The organism is Bradyrhizobium sp. ORS 375 (assembly GCF_000239775.1).
Classification (GTDB): Bacteria; Pseudomonadota; Alphaproteobacteria; order Rhizobiales; family Xanthobacteraceae; genus Bradyrhizobium.
Map to the genome: position 1 here is coordinate 15836 of NZ_CAFI01000063.1, position 21627 is coordinate 37462.

Consider the following 21627-nt stretch of genomic DNA (forward strand, 5'->3'; position numbering starts at 1 on the left):
AATACTCAACGGGAGAAAACTTCAGATGACGCATTTCCTCACGGATCGACGGTCTCTGCTCAAGGGCGGCGCGACCTTGCTGGCGGCCGCGGCGACGATGTCTGCCGACGAGCTGCTCGGCTATGCCAAGGCCTGGGCGCAGACCTCGCCCTGGAAGCCGGAGCCCGGCGCCAAGATCAACATGATGCGCTGGAAGCGCTTCGTCGAGGCCGAGGACGTGGCCTTCATGAAGATCGTTGACGCCTTCCAGAAGGCCAACAACGTCACGATCAACATCTCCAACGAATCCTATGACGACGTCCAGCCCAAGGCCTCGGTCGCGGCCAACACCGGGCAGGGGCTCGACATGGTGTGGGGCCTCTACACGCTGCCGTTCCTGTTCTCCAACAAGTGCGTCGACATGACCGACGTGGCCGATTACCTCGGCAAGAAGTGCGGCGGCTGGACCGATTCGGGCAAGGCCTACGGCATGCTCGACGGCAAGTGGATCGGCATTCCGGTGGCGGCCACCGGCGGCCTGATCAACTACCGCGTCGCCGCCGCCGAGAAGGCCGGCTTCAAGGAGTTCCCGAAGGACATGGCCGGCATGGCCGAGTTCTTCAAGGCCATGAACAAGAACGGCACGCCCGGCGGCATGGCGCTCGGCCACGCCTCCGGCGACGCCAATGGCTGGCTGCACTGGGCGCTGTGGGCGCATGGCGGTAACCTGATCGACAAGGACAACAAGGTTGTCGTCAACTCGCCGGAGACCGCCAAGGCGCTCGAATACGTCAAGGGCCTGTACGACAATTTCGTGCCGGGCACCGCGTCCTGGAACGACTCGTCCAACAACAAGGCCTTCCTGGCCGGCCAGCTCTACACCACTGTCAACGGCATCTCGATCTACGTCACCGCCAAGAAGGAGGCGCCGCAGATCGCCGAGGACATGAACCACGCGCATCTGCCGCCCGGCCTGGACGGCAAGACCCGCGAAATGCATCTCGGCTTCCCGATCCTGGTGTTCAACTTCTCCAAGTTCCCGCAGACCTGCAAGGCGTTCACCGCCTTCATGCTGGAGCCGGAGCAGTTCAACCCGTGGATCGAGGCGGCGCAGGGCTATCTCTCGCACTTCCTCAAGGGCTACGACGCAAACCCGATCTGGACCGTCGATCCGAAGAACACGCCGTATCGCGATGTCGCGGCCACCGCCACCACGCCGGCCGGCGTCGGCAAGCTCGGCGAGGCCGCGGCCGCCGCGATCGCCGACTTCGTCGTGGTCGACATGTTCGCGAACTATTGCACGGGCCGCGAGGACGTGAAGACGGCGATGGCGACCGCCGAGCGGTCTGCCAAGCGCATCTTCCGCTGAGGCGATGACCCTGTAGGGTGGGCAAAGGCGCAAGCGCCATGCCCTTCCGTCATTGCGAGCGAAGCGAAGCAATCCAGGGCGGAGCGCCTGGCTCTGGATTGCTTCGTCGCTTCGCTCCTCGCAATGACGGTGCTTTGAACTATCCGTCCCGAACGTGGTGGGCACGGTGTGCCTTGTCCATCTTTCGTCGCGAAGGGAGCTGCTCGATACATGAGTACCATCCAGACCTCGATGCCTCCGGGGGCCGCCATGGGCGAGCCGTCGGCCTGGGCGCGCATGAAGACCAACCGCAACTTCGTCGCGCTGTGGTTCATGCTGCCGGCCGCGGCGTTCCTGATCCTGTTCCTGGCCTATCCGCTGGGGCTCGGCGTCTGGATGAGCTTCACCGACGAGAAGATCGGCCGCAGCGGCGTCTTCGTCGGACTTGAGAACTATGAGTGGCTGTGGGACGACGCCATCTTCTGGCTGTCGGTGTTCAACACGCTGCTGTACACGATCGTCGCCTCCGCCATCAAATTCGCGATCGGGCTGTATCTCGCGCTGCTGTTGAACCGGCACATGCCGTTCAAGGCCATGATCCGCGCCATCGTGCTGATCCCCTTCATCGTGCCCACCGTGCTGTCGGCGATCGCGTTCTGGTGGATCTATGACGCACAGTTCTCGATCATCTCCTGGTCTCTGATCAAGCTCGGCCTGATCACCCAGAACATCAACTTTCTCGGCGATACGTCCTGGGCGCGCGCCTCTGTGATCATCGCCAACATCTGGCGCGGCGTGCCGTTCGTCGCCATCACACTGCTAGCCGGTCTGCAGACTGTGTCACCCTCGCTCTATGAGGCTGCGACGCTCGACGGCGCCACCAGCTGGCAGCGCTTCCGCTACATCACCTATCCGCTGCTGACACCCATCATCGCGGTCGTCATGACGTTCTCGGTGCTGTTCACCTTCACCGACTTCCAGCTGATCTGGGCGCTGACCCGCGGCGGCCCGGTCAACGCCACGCATCTGATGGCGACGCTCAGCTATCAGCGCGGCATCATCTCCGGCCGTCTCGGCGAGGGCGCCGCGATCGCCACCGCCATGATCCCGTTCCTGATGGCGGCGATCGCGATCTCCTGGTTCGGCATGCAACGGCGCAAATGGCAGCAAGGATCCGACCAATGACCGACACCGCCGCGCTGCAATCCAAAACCCAGTCGAACGCCACGGCGACCGCAGCGAAGCTCGCCGCCGGCGACGACAGCGAGGGCATGAGCTACCTCGAATCGCTGCCGCGCCGGCTGATCACGCTGTATCTGCCGCTCGGCATCATTCTCCTGGTGCTGCTGTTCCCGTTCTACTGGATGGGGCTGACGTCGATCAAACCCGACGAGCAGCTGATCGACATGGAGAAGTACAACCCGTTCTGGGTGGTGCATCCGACCTTCAAGCACATCTCGAAGCTGCTGTTCGAGACGCAATATCCGCGCTGGCTGTGGAACACGATGTATGTCGCGGTCGGCGCCACCACGCTGTCGATCTTCGCGTCCGTGCTCGCGGCCTATGCGATCGTACGGCTGCGCTTCAAGGGCGCGGACACGGTGGGCGTGCTGATTTTCTTTGCGTACCTGGTGCCGCCGTCGATCCTGTTCATCCCGCTGGCCTCGGTGATCCAGGCCTACGGCCTGTTCGACTCGCCGCTGTCGCTGATCCTGGTCTATCCGACGCTTCTGATCCCGTTCTCGACCTGGCTCTTGATGGGATACTTCAAGACGATTCCCTTCGAGCTCGAGGAATGCGCCCTGATCGACGGCGCCAGCCGCTGGCAGATCCTGGTCAAGATCGTCGTGCCGCTCGCGGTGCCCGGGCTGATCTCGGCCTTCATCTTCTCGTTCACGTTATGCTGGAACGAGTTCATCTACGCGCTGACCTTCCTGCAGTCGACGCCGAACAAGACCGTTCCGGTCGCGATCGTCAACGAGTTCGTCGACGGCGACATCTACAAATGGGGATCGCTGATGGCCGGCGCCCTGGTCGGCTCGCTGCCGCTCGTGATCCTTTACGCCTTCTTCGTCGAGCATTATGTGTCGGCCATGACCGGCGCGGTGAAGGAGTAGGGCACGCTTCGCTGACTAAACTCATATCTCGCCGCACGGGTGATGCACCCTCTCCCCTTGCGGGAGAGGGTGGCGCCGAAGGCGCCGGGTGAGGGGTCTCTCTCCGCGACCGCGGTGTTTGTGGGACCAACCCCTCACCCAAGCGAGTCCGCGGCAACGACGGTGTAGCCCTCTCCCACAAGGGGAGAGGGCGCAGTCATGGACACCGCGGGTGGGCTCACATTCGTCGCCGTCGCGCGTGGTGAAACAATAGGAAACAAGGAGCATCCCTTGCATATTCTCGTTCTCGGCGCCGCCGGCATGGTCGGGCGCAAGCTGGTGGAGCGGCTGGTTCGCGACGGCCGTCTCGGCAACAGCGCCATCACACGCATGACCCTGCAGGACATCGTCGCGCCGACGAAGCCCGACACGTCGATTCCCGTCGAGACCATCGCCGGCGATTTCGCCGTGCCCGGCTTCGCCGAGAAGCTCGTCGCCGATCGCCCCGACGTGATCTTCCATCTCGCCGCCATCGTCTCCGGCGAGGCCGAGCTCGATTTCGACAAGGGCTATCGTATCAATCTCGACGGCACGCGGATGCTGTTCGACGCGGTCAGGCTGATCGGCGACGGCTACAAGCCGCGGCTGGTCTTCACCTCCTCGATCGCGGTGTTCGGCGCACCTTTCCCCGACGCGATCGGCGACGAGTTCGTCAACGCGCCGCTCTTGAGCTACGGCACGCAGAAGGCGATCGGCGAGTTGCTGCTGGCCGACTACAGCCGCCGCGGCTTCTTCGACGGCGTCGGCATCCGCCTGCCGACCATCTGCATCCGCCCCGGCGCGCCCAACAAGGCCGCCTCCGGCTTCTTCTCGAACATCCTGCGCGAGCCGCTGGCCGGCAAGGAGGCGGTGCTGCCGGTGTCCGAGGACGTCCAGCATTGGCACGCGACGCCGCGTTCGGCGGTCGGCTTCCTGCTGCATGCCGCGACCATGGATACCGCCAAGATCGGCCCGCGCCGCAACCTGACCATGCCCGGCCTGACGGCCACCGTCGGCGAGCAGATCGCCGCGCTCCGCCGGGTCGCCGGCGACAAGGTGGCCGATCGCATCAAGCGGGTTCCCGATCCCTTCATCGTCGGCATCGTCGCCGGCTGGCCGCGGAATTTCGAGGCGAAGCGGGCCCGCGAGCTCGGCTTCACCACCGAGGAAAAGACGTTTGACGACATCATCCGGATCCACATCGAGGACGAGCTCGGCGGCAAGTTCGTCGCCTGAGACCGCCAGCTGCCTCTGGACTCACATGGCGCAAAGCGCCATGTGAGGGCAGGGAGACATTCGGGAGAGACAGCATGACCGCCAGCATCGTCGGATGGGCGCATACGCCGTTCGGGAAGTTCGACGCCGAGACCGTCGAGAGCCTCGTCGTCAAGGTCGCCAATGAGGCGCTGGCGGACGCCGGCATCTCGGCCGGTGACGTCGACGAGATCGTGCTCGGCCATTTCAACGCCGGCTTCTCGCCCCAGGACTTCACCGCCTCGCTGGTCCTGCAGGCCGATCCGGCGCTGCGCTTCAAGCCGGCGACCCGCGTCGAGAACGCCTGCGCCACGGGATCGGCCGCCGTCCACCAGGGCATCCGCGCCATCGCCGCCGGTGCGGCCAAGATCGTGCTCGTCGTCGGCGTCGAGCAGATGACGCGCACGCCGGGCCCGGAGATCGGCAAGAACCTGCTCAAGGCCTCCTATTTGCCTGAGGACGGCGACACGGTCGGCGGCTTCGCGGGCGTGTTCGGCAAGATCGCCCAGGGCTATTTCCAGAAGTACGGCGACCAGTCGGATGCGCTGGCGCTGATCGCGGCCAAGAACCACAAGAACGGCGTCGCCAACCCGTTCGCGCAGATGCGCAAGGATTTCGGCTTCGAGTTCTGCCGCTCCGAGAGCGAGAAGAACCCGTATGTCGCCGGCCCCCTGAAACGCACCGATTGCTCGCTGGTCTCCGACGGCGCCGCCGCGCTGGTGCTGACCGACAGCGAGACGGCCAGGTCGTTCGCCAAGGCCGTGAACGTCCGCGCGACAGCGCATGCGCAGGACTTCCTGCCGATGAGCAAGCGCGACATCCTCGCCTTCGAGGGTTGCACGGTCGCCTGGCACCGCGCGCTGGAGAAGGCGGGCGTGACCCTGTCCGATCTCTCCTTCGTCGAGACCCATGACTGCTTCACCGTCGCCGAGCTGATCGAATACGAGGCGATGGGCCTGACGCCGCGTGGGCAGGGCGCCCGTGCCATCAAGGAGGGCTGGACGCTCAAGGACGGCAAGCTGCCGGTCAATCCCTCCGGCGGCCTCAAGGCCAAGGGCCACCCGATCGGCGCCACCGGCGTCTCCATGCACGTGATGACCGCCATGCAGCTCACCGGCTCCGCGCCCGAAGGCATGCAGCTCCCCAACGCCAAGCTCGGCGGCATCTTCAACATGGGCGGCGCCGCGGTTGCCAACTACGTGTCGATCCTGGAGCCGGCGAAGTAGCCCAACTCCGTCCTCCGTCATTGCGAGCGGAGCGACGCAATCCAGGGGCCGAGCGCGCGCCCCTGGATTGCTTCGTCGCTTCGCTCCTCGCAATGACGGTGGTCGGCGCTTTGCCGAGAGCGCCATCGCGCAGCAGGCCGGATGAGCGCAGCGACATCCGGGTTCATCGCCACAGCTCGTGTGAACCCGGATGTCGCTGCGCTCATCCGGACTACGGCTTCCAAATCTTCTCCTCGCTTAACCCCAGCTCGGCGAAATCCTTCGCCCGAAGGCCCGCATCGTCGGCCGGAAAGAACTCGTCCAGCTGCGGCGGCTTCACGGCCGTCGCCGACAGCATGGCATGCGCCTGGCCGCGGTGGTGGATGTCGTGCTGGAACAGATGCAGCAGCAGGCGGTCGCAGCGTTCGTTCTGCACCCGCGTCTCGCGGTTGATGCGCACGGTCTCGTCGAGCCGCGCCGGGGTCAGCGCCTCGCAGAAGGCGATCAGGCGGCGGTCCATCGCGCTCTGCGCCTTGACGAGATCGGCGAGCCGAGGGAACGGCACCTGGTTCTGCCAGGCCATCGGGCCGAGCCAGCCGCCTTCCAGCGCGTCGATGTAGAACAGGTCGATGATGTAGACGTGGTTGAGCGTCTTCTGCAGGCTCGGGAAGAAGCCGGTGCGCTCGGCGGCAAACTCGTCGGCGCTGAGCTGGCCGCAAGCTGTCAGCAGCCGGTGATTGGCCCAGGCGTTGTTGTAAGCGAAAGCACGAAAAGTCTGGACGAGATCGGCGGGCATTGCGTCTGATCACCCCGTGATGGCTCGTGTCGCATCATACGGAACGGATCCCGCGCTTCACCATCGAATTCCGCAAGCCCCCGCGCATCATCCCCATCCGCGTGACGGAACTCTGCCACAATCGGTCGCGGTGCATCGGCCGGCCGCCCGTGCAATAAGTTCAGATGCCGCACGACACACCCCTCATCGCGACCATCGTCGCCGGCCTCGGATTGGCCTTCGTCTTCGGAGCCCTCGCGCAGCGGTTCCGTTTTCCCCCTCTGGTCGGCTATCTCCTCGCGGGCGTCGCCGTCGGCCCGTTCACGCCGGGCTTCGTCGCCGACCAGGCGCTGGCCACCGAACTCGCCGAGCTCGGCATCATCCTGCTGATGTTCGGCGTCGGCCTGCATTTCTCGCTGAAAGACCTGATGTCGGTGCGCGCCATCGCCGTGCCCGGCGCGGTCGTGCAGATCACCGTCGCGACCCTGATGGGCATGGCGCTGAGCTGGGCGATGGGCTGGTCGATCGGCGGCGGCCTCGTGTTCGGCCTTGCGCTGTCCGTCGCCAGCACCGTGGTGCTGCTGCGCGCGCTGCAGGAGCGGCGACTGATGGACACTGAGCGCGGCCGCATCGCGGTCGGCTGGCTGATCGTCGAGGACCTCGCGATGGTCTTGGCGCTGGTGCTGATCCCGGCCTTTGCCAGCCTGCAGAGCGGCAATGGCGATGTCGCCGCCGCCGATCCGCTCGCCGCCCGCTTCGGGCTTGGTCTCACCGGCGTGCTGTTGCTGACCTTCGCCAAGATCGGCGTGTTCATGGCGGTGATGCTGCTGGTCGGACGCCGCCTGATCCCCTGGGTCCTGCACTATGTCGCCCACACAGGCTCGCGTGAGCTGTTTCGCCTCGCGGTACTCGCGATCGCGCTCGGCGTCGCCTTCGGCTCGACAAAGCTGTTCGGCGTGTCGCTGGCGCTCGGCGCGTTCTTCGCCGGCATGATGCTCGGCGAGTCGCCGCTGAGCCAGCGCGCCGCGCAGGAATCGCTGCCGCTGCGCGATGCCTTCGCGGTGCTGTTCTTCGTCTCCGCCGGCATGCTGTTCGATCCCTCCAGCATCATCCGCGAGCCCTGGCCGCTGCTGGCGACCCTCTTCATCATCCTGTTCGGCAAGTCGCTCGCCGCGTTCCTGATCGTCGTCGCGTTCCGCCATCCGGTCTCGACCGCGCTGACCATCTCGGCAAGCCTGGCGCAGATCGGCGAGTTCTCCTTCATCCTCGCCGAGATCGGCGGCGCCACCAATCTGCTGCCGAAAGCCGGCCGCGACCTGATCCTGGCCGGCGCCATCATCTCGATCATGCTCAATCCGCTGATGTTCGCCGCGCTCGACTGGCTGCTGCCGCGGCTGGAGCGCCGCCGTGCGGATGTCGCCGCCGCGCCGGCGCCGAAGCCTGCCGAGATCCCGGTCACTCCATTGACTGAGCACACCATCGTCGTCGGCTATGGCCGCGTCGGCCGGCTCGTGGGCGAGGCGCTGCAGCAGCGCGGCCATGCCTTCCTTGCGGTGGAGACTTCGGAAGACATTCTCAAGCAGCTCAACGACGCCGGCATCGAGACCATCACCGGCAACGCCGCCCGCAGCAACGTGCTGCGCGCGACCAATCCGACGGCTGCCCATGCGCTCGTCATCGCCATCCCCGAGGCGTTCGAGGCCGGGCAGATCGTCGAGCAGGCGCGCGCGGCAAACCCGGCGCTGCACATCGTGGCGCGCGCGCATTCCGATGCCGAGGTCGAGCATCTGAAATCGCTCGGTGCCGATAGGGTGATCATGGGCGAGCGCGAGATCGCCCGCGGCATGATCGAGGAATTGGACACGCGCCCGCCTGATCCGGCGCCCGCGCTGGCGCCGCAGCGAGCCGCGGAAGGGGAGCAGGTTCAGGCCTAGCCCGGCTGTGGGCTCGTCATTCCGGGGCAATCGTCAATGCGCTCGCGCGTTGACGATTGAACCCGGAATCTCGAGATTGTCCGGGTGAGATGCAAGCCAAGCTCGAGATTCCGGGTTCAAGGCCTGCGGCCTTGCCCCGGAATGACGGCGGGTGGGGCTACATCATACTCACTCCGGCATCATCTCGCCGGAGCCGCCGAACTCGGCCGGAAAATCCTTCAGCTTCGGCAGGCCGTCCTTGATCGGCAAGACGCTCTCCGCGTAGTTGACATGCACGCCGGGCGTGAACGTCAGCGTCGGGATCGTCGCGGCATAGACGTCGATCATGCCGAGCGGCGGATGGTCGGTCATCAGGTGCCCGCCGCATTTGGTGCAGTATTTGCGGTGGCTCATGTCGGTCTTGTGATAGGTGCCGATCGCCTCCGCGCCCTTCGTCACGCGCACGTTGGCGGGCTTCCACAGGGTGAAGGCGTTAACCGGGCCGGCCGACCACGAGCGGCAGGACGAGCAATGGCAATAGCCCATCGCCTCCGGCTCGCCATCGGCCTCGAGCTCGACCGTGCCGCAGAAGCATTTGCCCTGATACAGCGTCATGACCGCGTTCTCCCTCACTGGTGTTCTTGGATGTTGGACGGACATGCTGACACAGCTCGACCACGAAAGGGAATCGTAGAATCCACCTTGCTACATGGAATATCTGGTGCAGCGCAGCGGCGAGATGCGGAAGACCTCAATCCGGCCGCCGGTCGCAACCCTCATGGTGAGGAGCGCCGAAGGCGCGTTCAGGCGATGCTCTCGCATCGCCTTGAGAACCATGAGGCCACACGTGCGACCTCGCCCTTCGAGACGCCCGCCTGCGGCGGGCTCCTCAGGGGGAGGATCGACAGTGTCTCCCGAGAGGCCAACGATCTCGGCAACATCATCGTTCTCAACGCGGAAGGTAAGGACCACGAGGCCATAGTGCCACGATATTCCGTGCCACGGCCGTCTGCATGGCCCCATACGCGCGGAACGGCTTGCTCCGGCACCCCCGGTGCCGTTAGCTCTCGCCATAACAACGAACGAGGGAGATGACGCCGCGATGGGACCGCTTGCGGGCATCAAGGTCATCGACATGACCACCGTGCTGATGGGGCCCTATGCCGCCCAGACGCTCGGCGACTACGGCGCCGATGTCATCAAGGTGGAATCGCCGGAAGGCGACGTCACCCGCAAGATCGGCCCTTCGCGTCATCCCGGTATGGGGCCGGTGACCCTCAACACCAACCGCAGCAAGCGCGTGATCTGCCTCGACCTGAAGAAGCCGGCCGGCCGCGAGGCGGTTCTGCGCATGGTCAAGGACGCCGACGTGCTGCTCTACAGCATCCGCCCGCAGGCAATGGCGCGGCTGAACCTCGGCTATGAATTGATCTCCGCACTCAATCCGCGGCTGGTCTATGCCGGCGTGTTCGGCTTCGGCCAGGATGGCCCCTATGCGGCCAAGCCGGCCTATGACGACCTCATCCAGGGCGGGGCGGCGCTGTCGCATCTGATGGCGGTCGCCGGCGACGGTACCCCGCGTTACGTGCCGAACGCGCTGGTCGACCGCATTGTCGGGCTCACCGCCGTCGGTGCGATCTGCGCCAGCCTGGTGCATCGCGACCGCACCGGCCGCGGCCAGCGGCTGGACGTGCCGATGTTCGAGACCATGTCGGCCTTCATCATGGGCGACCACATGGGCGGCCTGACCTACGAGCCGCCGCTCGACCGCGGCGGCTATGCGCGGCATCTGTCGCAGGACCGCCGGCCCTACAAGACCGCCGACGGCCACCTCTGCGTCATCGTCTACAACGACAAGCAATGGGACGCGTTCTTCACTGCGTCCGGCCGCACCGACCTGCGCGCCGACGACCGCTTCAACACCTTCGCGCGGCGCGCCGCCAACATTGATGTCGTCTACGCCGAGCTCGCGCGCATCTTCGAGACGCGCACCACGGCGGAATGGACCGCGCTGCTCGACAAGGCCGATATCCCGGTGATGCCGATGCACGACCTCGAAAGCCTGCTGCACGATCCGCACCTCGCCGCGACCGATTTCTTTCCCATCGTGCAGCATCCGACCGAAGGCCCGATCCGCAGCACGCGCGTCTCCGCGACCTGGTCCGAGACCAAGGCCGAGCCGCAGCGTCTGGCCGGTCGGCCCAATGAGCATGGCGAGGAGATCCTGCGCGAGCTCGGCTTCTCGTCACACGAGATCGCCGCGATGATACGCGACGGCGCGACCACGCCGTCGCCTGCGAAGGAGTGACCCGATGGACTTCGCGCTCTCCGCCAACCAGGAATCGATCCGCGACGCCGTCGCAAAAATCTGTGCCCGCTTCGATGACGCCTACTGGCTGAAGAAGGACAAGGAGGGCGGCTTCCCCGCCGACTTCCACAAGGCGCTGGCAGATGCCGGCTGGCTCGGCATCTGCATCCCCGAGGAATATGGCGGCTCCGGCCTCGGCATTCTCGATGCCGCGATCATGATGCGCACGGTCGCGGAATCCGGCGCCGGCATGTCGGGCGCCTCGGCGATCCACATGAACGTGTTCGGGCTCAACCCGGTCGTGGTGTTCGGCACCAAGGAGCAGTGTGCGCGGATGCTGCCCGGCATTGTCGATGGCAGCGAGAAGGCCTGCTTCGCGGTCACCGAGCCGAACACCGGCCTCAACACCACGCAGCTCAAGACACGAGCGGTGCGCAAGGGCGACCGCTACGTCGTCAACGGCCAGAAGGTGTGGATCTCGACCGCGCAGGTCGCCGAAAAAATCCTGCTGCTGGCGCGCACCACGCCGCTGGAGGAGGTGAAGCGGTCGACCCACGGCCTCAGCCTGTTCTACACGGATTTCGATCGCAGCCGCATCAAGGTGCACGAGATCGAGAAGATGGGCCGAAAGCCGGTCGACTCCAACGAGCTGTTCTTCGAGAACTTCGAGATTCCTGTCGAGGATCGTCTCGGCGAAGAGGGACGTGGCTTCGACTACATTCTTCACGGCATGAACCCCGAGCGCATCCTGATCGCGGCGGAAGCGGTCGGGCTCGGACATCTCGCGCTGTCACGTGCATCGGCCTATGCGCGGACGCGCAACGTGTTCAATCGTCCGATCGGCCAGAACCAGGGCATCCAGCATCCCCTGGCGAAGAACTGGATGGAGCTGGAGGCCGCCTGGCTGATGGTGCTGCAGGCCGGTTGGCAATACGACCAGGGCATGGCGTGCGGACCGGCCGCCAACGCCGCCAAATATCTCGCGGCCGAAGCCGGCTTCCACGCCTGCGAGCAGGCGGTGATGACGCACGGCGGCTTCGGCTACGCGCGCGAATATCACGTCGAACGTTACCTGCGCGAATCCCTGATTCCGCGGATTGCCCCGATCAGCCCGCAACTGATTTTGTCTTTCATCGCCGAGAAGGTCCTCGGCATGCCGAAGTCGTATTGAGATGAATCGCACTGTGACCAATAGCGTGATGGACGCACAAGGCCAGCATTCCCTCCCCCCTTGTGGGGAAGGGGCAGGGAGGGGGGTACCCCACGAAGACTCTTTGTGTGGCCACCCCCACCCCCGACGCCTTCCCGCAAGGGGGAGGGGAGCGCAGCGGTGCTCGCGGCATCGTCTTCGGTCGACAACGGGTGCCGTTTGCCAAACCCCGTCATTCCGGGGCGCGACGCAGTCGCGACCCCGGAATCTCGAGATTGTCTGGCACCGTCGCTCCACACATCGAGATTCCGGGTTCATCGCTGCGCGATGCCCCGGAATGACGGCGGAGCGAGTGGCGCGATGACCTACATCACCGGCACCGGCCTGACCTCGTTCGGCCGCCACGACGGCCGCTCGTCGCTCGACCTGATGAGCATGGCGGCGCAGCTCGCGCTCGATGATGCCGAGCTGACGCGGCGCGACATCGACGGCATCCTCTGCGGCTATTCGACCGTGTCGCCTCACATCATGCTCGCCACCGTGTTCGCCGAGCATTTCGGCATCACGCCCTCCTATGCCCATGCCGTACAGGTCGGCGGCGCGACCGGGCTCGCGATGGTCATGCTGGCGCATCACCTGGTCGAGGCCGGCGTCGTCAGAAACATGCTCGTCGTTGCCGGCGAGAACCGCCTGACCGGCCAGAGCCGCGACGCCTCGATCCAGGCCTTGGCCCAAGTCGGCCATCCTGACTACGAGCTGCCGCTCGGACCAACGATCCCGGCCTATTACGGCCTCGTCGCCTCGCGCTACATGCACGAACATGGTGTGACAGAGCAGGATCTCGCCGAATTCGCCGTGCTGATGCGCAAGCATGCGCTGGATCATCCCGGTGCGCAATTTCATGAATCGATCACTGTCGCCGACGTCATGGCCTCGAAGCCGGTGGCGAAGCCACTGAAGCTGCTCGACTGCTGCCCGGTGTCCGACGGCGGCGCCGCAATTATCGTCAGCCGCGAGCCGACCGGGGTGACCGCCGTGCGTGTGCGCGGCTGCGCCCAGGCGCACACGCATCAGCACGTCACGGCCGCGCCGCCTCTGAGTGAGCTCGGCGCCGAAATCGCGATCAAGAAGGCCAAGGCAGCAGCCGGCGTCGAGATCGCCGATGTCGACTACGCCGCGGTCTATGACAGCTTCACCATCACGCTGTGCATGCTGCTCGAAGATCTCGGACTCGCCGGTCGTGGCGAGGCCGCGGCGCGGGTGCGGGACGGCCATTTCAGCCGCGACGGCGCCGTGCCGCTCAATACCCATGGCGGGCTGCTGAGCTACGGCCATTGCGGCGTCGGCGGCGCGATGGCGCATCTCAACGAGGCGCATCTGCAGATGACGGGGCGGGCCGGCAGCCGCCAGGTGCGCGATGCCACGGTGACCTTGTTGCACGGCGATGGCGGCGTGCTGTCGTCGCATGTGAGCATGTTCTGGGAGCGGGAGCGATGAGCGAATCGGCAGAGTGGACCAAGGGCGCGGCGGCGATCAGCTATCAGCGCTGCGCGTGCTGTGCCCATGTTCAGTATTTTCGCCGCGATTTTTGCGCGGCCTGCGGTTCGCTGGCGCTGACGGATCACGCGGCGAGCGGTGAGGGCACCATCTACGCGACGTCACTGGTCTGCCGTGCGGCGACGCCGGAGACGCGCGCGCATGTGCCCTACAACATCGTGCTGGTGGATATGCGCGAGGGCTTTCGGATGATGGCGCATGGCGACCAAGATCTGGCGATCGGCGACGTCGTCAGCGCGCGATTCGTCCCCTTTGCGGGAGCAACCGTGCCTTACTTCGAGCGGACCAGATGATGGAAGGCGGCTGCGTCAGACCGGACAACGCGGAGCGCCGGCGGCCGAGGCGGGACGATACGCACAACACATTCGTCCCGACCCGGATCGCCGCGCGATTGACGCAATACTCTACGCTACGCTTACTAACTCAAACGCAACTCAACTCGGTCGTTCGCGTGAGCAATCAAGCTCACAATCCTACCTACGGGCGATGAAGCAACTGCGACGCAGAACCTCCAGACAGCCCTTCATCGCCCGTAGAACAGGACGCTGGCGATGACGATCATGGACGTCACGGCCAGCATGTGCGCGAGTGCCTCCGATGTTGCCCTCTTAGTGGCTTCCTTCATGCCGTTTCCTCCCTGGACACTGGACACGACTCTCCGTCGCGCAAATACGCACGCAACGGACGGCTGGAATTTTACTCGGAACACCCCATTGCGATGTCCGCTTCGCGAGTCCCCACTCGGCGTTCATCGACGGGTCAGACCATCGTCGGGTAATGCGGCGCGAATTGGGCTCGCTTATGGTTGTCCTGCGACCGAGTCCCGGTAACGTTTGGGCGAGCCCGTACAAATACGAGTGATGAGAAATATCGATCGAAGGCTATGAGCTGCTGTGAATTGCAACCTTAAGTTTTCGAATGCCTCGACGAGATGTGGCGCTGCGATGACGATTTCAGCCGGCAGCGAGCAGGTTGAGCCGCGCATTCGCGATCGTCAGACGCTCGGCGAGCAACTGGGCGAGATTGCGCATGATGCGCTCGCCGGCGCGCGGATGCCGCGTACGGAAGCGCTCGAAACCGTCGAGTGCGATCTCGAATGCGGTCGCCGAGAAATCGGCCGTGACGTCGGCGGAACGCACCGGATCCAGCAGCGCCATCTCGCCGAAACATTGGCCGGCCGTGAGCGTTGCCAGCCTGATGCCGTCCGGCAAGGTGACGTGGACGACGCCGGAGCGCAGGAAAAACAACGACTGCGCCGCGTCGCCAGAGCTGAGAATGCGCTCGCCCTGCTGATAGTGCCTGATCGTCGCCAGCGCCGCCATCTCGTGGCGCTCGTCGGCGGAGAGTCCGGCGAGCAGCGGCTGCTCGGCGAGCTCGGTCGTCTCGAGGAAGTCGATCGCGCCGCCATAGCGGTAGACGATCTGGTCCTCGGCCCATTCGATTGCGGTGTCCAACAGATAGAAGTCGCGTACGTTCCTGATGTCGCCGGTGCGCGCGGTGATCTCCTGCCATTCCGGCGCGGTCCGGCGGATGCCCGAGAGCACGACGGTGACGTGGAAATCCGCCAGCTCGTGAAACAGCTCGGCCAGCAGGCGCAGGCCTGCCGGCGTCATCGCCGTGACGCGGTGCAGATCGAAGATCACGAATTGCGGGCGTTCGCTCGCTGCGAGTTGCCGCGAGACATAGTCGACGTTCGACAGCGACAGCGTGCCGACCAGCTCGAGCACGCGCACCGCGTCCGGGTGCGCCGCCAGGATCTCGCGCTCCTGGGCGCGGCGGCTGCGCCGCGACGGATTGGCGCCGATGTCGTAGTCGGCGATGATCGTGGTGCGGGCGTCGTCGGAGCGGTTCAGCATGTGCAGGCCGTAATGCGCCGACAGCGCCTCGCACACCTTGATGCCGCGCACGCTGTTGCCGTGGCCGTCGAGCCGCGGCGAGTAGCTGCCGAGACCGAGCCGCGCCGGCAGGCTCGCCAGAATGCCGCCGCCGACGCCGCTCTTGGCGGGAATGCCGACGCGGTAGATCCATTCGCCGGCGAAGTCATACATGCCGGACGAGGTCATCACCGACAGCGTGCGCGACACCGCATAGGGCGTCACGACCTGCTCGCCGGTGACGGGATTGACGCCGCGATTGGCCAGCGTCGCCGCCATGATCGCGCAGTCGCGCGCGGTGACGAGCACGGCGCATTGCCGGAAGTATACGGCGAGCACGTCGTCGACGGGCTCGCTGATGACGTTGGAGGTCCGCAGCAGATAGGCGATGGCGCGGTTGCGATCGCCGGTCGCCGCTTCGGAGGTGAACACGGCGTCGTCGACATCGAGCTTGCGGCCGGCGAAACGGCCGAGCGCGTCGCGGATGGTCTCGAACGCGTCGGCGTGCCTGGCCTTGCGCACCAGGCCGCTGCAGGCGATGGCGCCGGCGTTGACCATGGCGTTGAACGGATGGTTCTCGGCGTTGAGACGGATCGAGTTGAAGGGATCGCCCGAGGGTTCGACACCGATCACGCGCTCGACCTCGTCGGAGCCGAGGATGTCGAGCGCGAGCGCGAACACGAACGGCTTCGACATCGACTGAATCGTGAACGGCACGCGGCTGTCGCCGACCTCGTAGACGTGGCCGTCGAGCGTGGCGAGGCTGATGCCGAAATGCGCCGGATCCGCCTTGCCGAGCTCGGGGATGTAGTTCGCGACCGCGCCGTCGTGATCCGGCCAGAAGTCGGCGTGACACGCCGAGAGGAAGCGCTGCAATGGCGGCATCGCGGCGGAGGCCCAATGCTGCGGATTGCGAGGGGGGCGCGAGGTGTCGGCGGTCATGATGGGCTCGGCGGGGACACGGGTGGCGCGCCGGTTATGTCGCAGCCGCGCCGGAGCAGCCAGCCCACACTTGGGGCAGCGCTGGTGAAATGTTGCCGCTGCCCAGCGATTGAGCGGCCGCATGGATGTGCGGGCCGGGTCCGACTCGCAGACGCCTGCGCGATGTCCGCTAACTTGGCGGCGGTTATGCGGTGCTGCAACACCGTCCCCGCGCGCGGCGTCTGGCATGCCATCCGGAATTGCGCTGAGAGGTCGCGTCTTGTGCCAACACGCTGAAGAACGATGGGTTTTAGAAACGCTCTTGTGTTGTGGGGGCAAAAAGCCTGGGCTAGCTTGTCCTGTAAGCGGAATTTAATTCCGCATAACGGAATTGAGTGGAACGCGCATGGGACGACGGTCTGAGCGATTGAGCAGGGTGGGCATGCTGCCTGGGGATCTCGCGGGCGAAGGCGAGGTCATTCAGGTGGTGTCGCGAGCGTTCGACGTGCTTCGCTGTTTCGAGGGGCACGATTCGCGGCTCGGCAATCTCGAGATTTCCAACCGCTGCGGCCTGCCGCGGTCGACGGTGTCGCGGCTGACGCACACGCTGACCCGCATGGGCCAGCTGGTCTATCTGCCGCGGGACCAGAAGTATCGCATCGGCCCGAGCGCGGTGGCGATGAGCACCTCGATGACCCGCGGGCTTCAGCTGCGAAACCTGATCCGGCAGCGCCTGCAGGATGTCGCTGAGCAATTGCCGGGCACGGTCGGCTTCGTCATCCCCGACCAGTTTCATCTGGTTTATCTGGAGTTCGGCCGCGCCGCGAACGCGCTCGGCCTTCACGAGACCACCGGCAGCCGCATCTCGATGGCCTCGACGGCCGCGGGGCATGCGTATGTCGCTGCGCTCGAGCCGGAGGTCGGCGATGCGCTGCTCGCCGAGATGGAGCGCGAGATGCCGGATGCGGCGAATCTCTTGCGGCCGCGGCTCGAGCACAACAGGCAGTTCCTGAAGGAGCATGGCTACGTCGTGGCCTGCGGCCTGTGGAGCCCTCATATCAACGGCCTCGCGCTGCCGGTGTGGTCGCCGCAGTACCAGACAAATGTGGTGCTCACGATCGGGCTGCTGTCCGCGATGTATGACGAGCAGCGTCTGCACGACGAGGTGGCGCAGCCGATGCGCGAGCTCGGCCGCAATATCGCAGCCCTGCTGCAGGGCGCGGAAGCCGATGTCTTCAACAGCCGGATGGAGAGGAAGCCGCTCCCTGTGACCGCGAAGACCAATCATAAGAACAAGACCATCACCGGGGCAGGGGGAACGAATGAGTTGGCAGCCGGAGCTCGAGGAATTGGCCCGGCGCGAAGCCTTCGCGCGGGAGATGGGCGGGCCTGACAAGGTCAAGCGCCAGCACGACCAGGGCCGCCTCACCGTTCGCGAGCGCATCGACGGCGTCGTCGATCCCGGCAGCTTTCACGAGATCGGCGCCGTCGCCGGTCTCGGCGAATATGACGAGCAGGGCGAGCTCAAGCATGTGACGCCCGCGAACTGCGTGTTCGGACGCGCGCGCGTCGACGGCCGCACCGTGGTCGTCGTCGGCGACGATTTCACCGTGCGCGGCGGCTCGGCTGATGCGTCGATCGCGGCCAAGCCGCTGATGGCGGAGGAGATGGCGCACGACTTCCGTCTGCCCATCATCCGCATCATCGAGGGCTCCGGCGGCGGCGGCTCGGTCAAGACCATCGAGACCAAGGGCGCGGCCAATCTGCCCGGCGGGATCGGCGGCAATCGCTGGTACCGCTACACGACCGAGAACATGTCGCTGGTGCCCGTCGTCGCGCTCGGCCTTGGCTCGGTGGCGGGACTCGGCGCGGCGCGGCTGGCGGCCAGCCACTACTCGGTGATGACGAGGCAGTCGGCGATGTTCGTCGCCGGACCGCCGGTCGTGAAGCGGCTGGGGCAGGACCTCGGCAAGATGGAGCTCGGCGGCGCCGATATCCAGACCAAGGCCGGCGGCGTCGACCATGCCGTCGACACCGAGGCGGAGGCTTTCGCCTGCGCGCGCCGATTCCTCTCCTACCTGCCGTCGTCAGTCTACGAGCTGCCGCCGACCTTGCCCTGCACTGATGATCCGCAGCGCACGGACGAGCAGCTGATCAGCGCCGTGCCGCGCGATCGCCGTCGCGTCTACAAGATGCGGCCGATCATCGAGTCCGTCGTCGACAGCGGCTCGTTCTTCGAGGTCGCGCAGAACTACGGCCGCCCGCTGATCGTCGGCCTCGCGCGTCTCGAAGGCCGTGCCGTAATGGTGCTGGCGAGCGATCCCTATCACTTTGGCGGGTCGTGGACGGCGGATGCGTGCCAGAAGGTGATCCGCTGGGTCGACTTCGCCGAGACCTTCCATCTGCCGATCGTCTATCTGATGGACTGCCCCGGATTCATGGTCGGCCTGGAGGCCGAGAAGGCGGCGACGATCCGTCATGGCGTGCGGGCGATGGCGGCGGTCAACCAGTCGACGGTGCCGTGGTGCACGGTGATCGTGCGCAACAATTTCGGCGTTGCCGGCGTCGTGCACCAGCCGGCGGACCGTTTCTCGATGCGCTACGCCTGGCCGTCAGCCCATTGGGGCTCGCTGCCGCTCGAAGGCGGCATCGAGGCGGCGTATCGCGCCGAGATCGATGCCGCGCCGGATCCGAAGGCCAAGCTGAAGGAGATCGAGGAGCGGCTCAACAAGCTGCGCTCGCCATTCCGCTCGGCCGAGAAGTTCTGGGTCGAGGAGATCATCGACCCGCGCAAGACGCGTTCGCTGCTCTGCGAGTTCGCGCGTCTCGCCGAGCCGTTGCGCACGCCCGGCCCGCCCGCGGCGATGACGACGCGGCCGTGACGACCGTTACGCCGCGGCGGGCTTGGCCTGCCGCGCGATCGCGAGCGCCAGCAGCGCAGCGATGATGCAAAGCGCGCCGGCCATGAAAAAGGCCGGCAGATAACTCTGCAGCAAGGTGCGCGACAGGCCCGCGCCGAATGCGGCGGTGCCGGCGCCGAGCTGATGTCCGGCGAACACCCAGCCGAACACCAGGTTGGCGCGCTCCGGCCCGAACCGCTGCGCGGTCAACCGCACCGTCGGCGGCACGGTCGCGATCCAGTCGAGGCCGTAGAACATCGCGAACAGCGACAGGCCATAGAACGAGAAGTCGGTGAAGGGGAGAAACAGCAGCGAGAGACCACGCAGGCCATAGTACCAGAACAGCAGCCAGCGATTGTCATAGCGATCCGACAGCCAGCCCGACACGATGGTGCCGACGAAGTCGAACATGCCCATTGCGGCGAGCAGGCTGGCAGCCTGCACCTGCGGGATGCCGAAGTCGAGGCACATCGGGATCAGATGCACCTGGACCAGCCCGTTGGTCGAAGCCCCGCAGATGAAGAAGGTCGCGAACAGCATCCAGAACACCGGCACCCGCGCTGCATCGCGGAGGGTGCCGAGCGCCGCGGTGACGATCGGCGTGGTGACGGGGGCGGGCGCCGTGATCGGGTCGGTGCCCTTGTCGCCGAACGGGCGCAGGCCGAGATCGCTCGGCCGGTCGCGCATCAAGAGCAGCACGGCCGTCGCCGAGACACCGAGCGCGATGCAGACGAGCGCGAGCGCCGTGCGCCAGCCGAGCCGTTCGGTGAGGCTGGCGAGGAGCGGCAGGAACACGAGCTGTCCGGTGGCGACGCTGGCCGTGAGAATACCAACCACCAGTCCGCGGCGGGCAACGAACCAGCGCGTCGCGATCGTGGCGCCGAGCACGAGCGCGGTCATGCCGGTGCCGATGCCGATCACGACGCCCCACAGCAGCACGAGATGCCAGACCTGGCTCATCGCCAGCGAGGCCAGCAGCGCCGACACCACGATCAGCTGCGCCAGCAGCGTGATGTTGCGCAGGCCGTAGCGGTTGAGCAGCGCCGCGGCAAATGGCGCCATCAACCCGAACAGCACGAAGCGGATGGACAGCGCGGAGGAGATCTCCGCCGTGCTCCAGCCGAATTCCTGCTGCAGCGGCACGATGAACACGCCGGGCGCGCCCACGGTGCCCGCGGAGACCAGCGCCGTGAAGAACGTCACGGCGACCATGACCCAGCCGTAGTGGATGTTGCGCCGGCCGAGGGCTGCGGCGAGTTGGTTCGAGATCATGCGTTGCTCGCTACGGATGGGGGACCGTCGCCATACTGGCAGACGGAGCGGGTGACATAAACGGCGAAGTTCCCTCGTTTCAGGACGTCAGGGCCGCTCCAGCGCGATCGCCGTGGCCTCGCCGCCGCCGATGCATAGCGCGGCGATCCCGCGCTTGAGGCCGCGGGCCTGCATCGCGTGCAGCAGGGTCACGATCAGCCGCGCGCCGGTGGCGCCGATGGGATGGCCGAGCGCGCAGGCGCCGCCATTGACGTTGAGCCTGTCCCGGGGAATGCCGAGGTCGCGCTGCGCGGCCATGGCGACGACGGCGAAGGCCTCGTTGATCTCGAACAGGTCGACGTCCTCGACCCGCCAGCCGACCTTGTCGAGCAGCTTGCGTATCGCCGGAATCGGCGCCGTGGTGAACCATTGCGGCTCCTGGCTGTGCGTGGCGTGCCCCTTGATCTCGGCGAGCACGGGAAGGCCGTCGCGCTCGGCACGTGATCCACGGGCCAGCACGAGCGCCGCGGCGCCGTCGGCATTGGCCGAGGATGCCGCCGGCGTGATGGTGCCGTCCTTGCGGAAGGCCGGCTTGAGCGCCGGGATCTTCGCCGGATCCACCTTGAGCGGATGCTCATCGTTGGTTACCACTCGGGGACCGGACTTCTCCGTCAGCGTGATCGGCGCGATTTCGGCGGCGAATGCGCCGCCCTCGACGGCCTTGCGCGCCCGCGTCAGCGTCTCGACCGCGTAAACGTCCTGATCGGCGCGGGTGAACTGATAGGCCTCCGCCGTGGCCTCGCCGAAATCGCCCATCGAGCGACCAGTCTCGTAGGCGTCCTCGAGACCGTCCAGCATCATGTGATCGAGGATGCGATCGTGACCGGCGCGGTAACCGCCGCGCGCCTTGGCGAGCAGATAGGGCGCATTGCTCATGCTCTCCATGCCGCCGGACACGACGATATCGGCAGAGCCGGCCCGGATGATGTCGTGCGCCAGCATCGTGGCCTTCATGCCGGAGCCGCAGACCTTGTTAATGGTGGTGGCGCCGGTCGCG

At 66.0% G+C, this 21627-nt stretch carries 17 protein-coding genes; 12 read left to right on the plus strand and 5 right to left on the minus strand.

Annotated features, from left to right (window positions below):
* Positions 1–25 precede the first annotated feature (25 nt).
* The 5 genes from BRAO375_RS05590 to BRAO375_RS05610 all read left to right on the plus strand — a co-directional run bounded on the left by BRAO375_RS05590 (position 26) and on the right by BRAO375_RS05610 (position 5942).
* Positions 26–1348 (plus strand): ABC transporter substrate-binding protein, encoded by a 1323-nt coding sequence (locus BRAO375_RS05590; RefSeq protein ID WP_009026478.1) that lies wholly within the window; start codon positions 26–28, stop codon positions 1346–1348.
* Positions 1349–1558: 210 nt separating this feature from the next.
* Positions 1559–2512: a carbohydrate ABC transporter permease gene (locus BRAO375_RS05595; protein ID WP_035639099.1), complete on the plus strand. Its 954-nt coding sequence runs from the start codon at positions 1559–1561 to the stop codon at positions 2510–2512.
* Positions 2509–3444, plus strand: coding sequence for a carbohydrate ABC transporter permease (locus BRAO375_RS05600; protein ID WP_009026480.1), 936 nt, complete (start codon positions 2509–2511; stop codon positions 3442–3444). Before BRAO375_RS05595 ends, BRAO375_RS05600 begins: the two co-directional genes overlap by 4 nt.
* A gap of 270 nt (positions 3445–3714) precedes the next feature.
* Positions 3715–4698, plus strand: a complete 984-nt coding sequence (denD, locus tag BRAO375_RS05605) for a D-erythronate dehydrogenase (protein ID WP_009026481.1) — start codon at positions 3715–3717, stop codon at positions 4696–4698.
* 74 nt (positions 4699–4772) lie between these two features.
* Positions 4773–5942: an acetyl-CoA acetyltransferase gene (locus BRAO375_RS05610; protein ID WP_009026482.1), complete on the plus strand. Its 1170-nt coding sequence runs from the start codon at positions 4773–4775 to the stop codon at positions 5940–5942.
* Between the two features lie 211 nt (positions 5943–6153).
* Here BRAO375_RS05610 and BRAO375_RS05615 read toward each other — a convergent pair whose 3' ends face one another.
* Positions 6154–6717: a DinB family protein gene (locus BRAO375_RS05615; protein ID WP_009026483.1), complete on the minus strand. Its 564-nt coding sequence runs from the start codon at positions 6715–6717 to the stop codon at positions 6154–6156.
* 164 nt (positions 6718–6881) lie between these two features.
* On the opposite strand from BRAO375_RS05615, the gene ybaL reads away from it, so the two are divergent.
* Positions 6882–8630 (plus strand): YbaL family putative K(+) efflux transporter, encoded by a 1749-nt coding sequence (gene ybaL, locus BRAO375_RS05620; RefSeq protein WP_009026485.1) that lies wholly within the window; start codon positions 6882–6884, stop codon positions 8628–8630.
* A 168-nt stretch (positions 8631–8798) separates the two neighbouring features.
* On the opposite strand, the gene BRAO375_RS05625 is transcribed toward ybaL, so the two are convergent.
* Positions 8799–9224 carry a GFA family protein gene (locus BRAO375_RS05625; RefSeq protein ID WP_009026487.1) on the minus strand — a complete coding sequence of 142 codons (426 nt, stop codon included), beginning with the start codon at positions 9222–9224 and terminating at the stop codon, positions 8799–8801.
* 487 nt (positions 9225–9711) lie between these two features.
* On the opposite strand from BRAO375_RS05625, the gene BRAO375_RS05630 reads away from it, so the two are divergent.
* From BRAO375_RS05630 to BRAO375_RS05645, 4 genes are all read left to right on the plus strand, one after another.
* Complete coding sequence (locus BRAO375_RS05630; RefSeq protein ID WP_009026488.1) at positions 9712–10917, plus strand: CaiB/BaiF CoA transferase family protein; 1206 nt, start codon at positions 9712–9714, stop codon at positions 10915–10917.
* 4 nt (positions 10918–10921) lie between these two features.
* A complete protein-coding gene (locus BRAO375_RS05635; RefSeq protein ID WP_009026489.1) occupies positions 10922–12088 on the plus strand; it encodes an acyl-CoA dehydrogenase family protein in 1167 nt (388 codons plus the stop codon).
* A 339-nt stretch (positions 12089–12427) separates the two neighbouring features.
* On the plus strand, positions 12428–13564 hold the full coding sequence (locus tag BRAO375_RS05640; protein ID WP_009026490.1) for a thiolase family protein: 1137 nt from the start codon (positions 12428–12430) through the stop codon (positions 13562–13564).
* The gene (locus BRAO375_RS05645; protein WP_009026491.1) at positions 13561–13917 is read left to right on the plus strand and encodes a Zn-ribbon domain-containing OB-fold protein; all 357 of its coding nucleotides are present in this window, start codon (positions 13561–13563) and stop codon (positions 13915–13917) included. The genes BRAO375_RS05640 and BRAO375_RS05645 overlap by 4 nt, the downstream gene beginning before the upstream one ends.
* Positions 13918–14577: 660 nt before the next feature.
* On the opposite strand, the gene glsA is transcribed toward BRAO375_RS05645, so the two are convergent.
* On the minus strand, positions 14578–16440 hold the full coding sequence (gene glsA, locus BRAO375_RS05650; RefSeq protein ID WP_009026493.1) for a glutaminase A: 1863 nt from the start codon (positions 16438–16440) through the stop codon (positions 14578–14580).
* Positions 16441–16825: 385 nt separating this feature from the next.
* Here glsA and BRAO375_RS05655 point away from each other — a divergent pair, with 385 nt between their 5' ends.
* Both BRAO375_RS05655 and BRAO375_RS05660 read left to right on the plus strand, forming a co-directional pair.
* Positions 16826–17812, plus strand: a complete 987-nt coding sequence (locus BRAO375_RS05655) for an IclR family transcriptional regulator (protein ID WP_009026494.1) — start codon at positions 16826–16828, stop codon at positions 17810–17812.
* Positions 17742–19301, plus strand: coding sequence for an acyl-CoA carboxylase subunit beta (locus BRAO375_RS05660; protein WP_009026495.1), 1560 nt, complete (start codon positions 17742–17744; stop codon positions 19299–19301). Before BRAO375_RS05655 ends, BRAO375_RS05660 begins: the two co-directional genes overlap by 71 nt.
* A gap of 6 nt (positions 19302–19307) precedes the next feature.
* Here BRAO375_RS05660 and BRAO375_RS05665 read toward each other — a convergent pair whose 3' ends face one another.
* Positions 19308–20591: an MFS transporter gene (locus BRAO375_RS05665; protein WP_009026496.1), complete on the minus strand. Its 1284-nt coding sequence runs from the start codon at positions 20589–20591 to the stop codon at positions 19308–19310.
* An 87-nt stretch (positions 20592–20678) separates the two neighbouring features.
* The coding region (locus BRAO375_RS05670) for an acetyl-CoA C-acyltransferase (protein ID WP_035639103.1) at positions 20679–21627 on the minus strand (949 nt) is incomplete at its 5' end.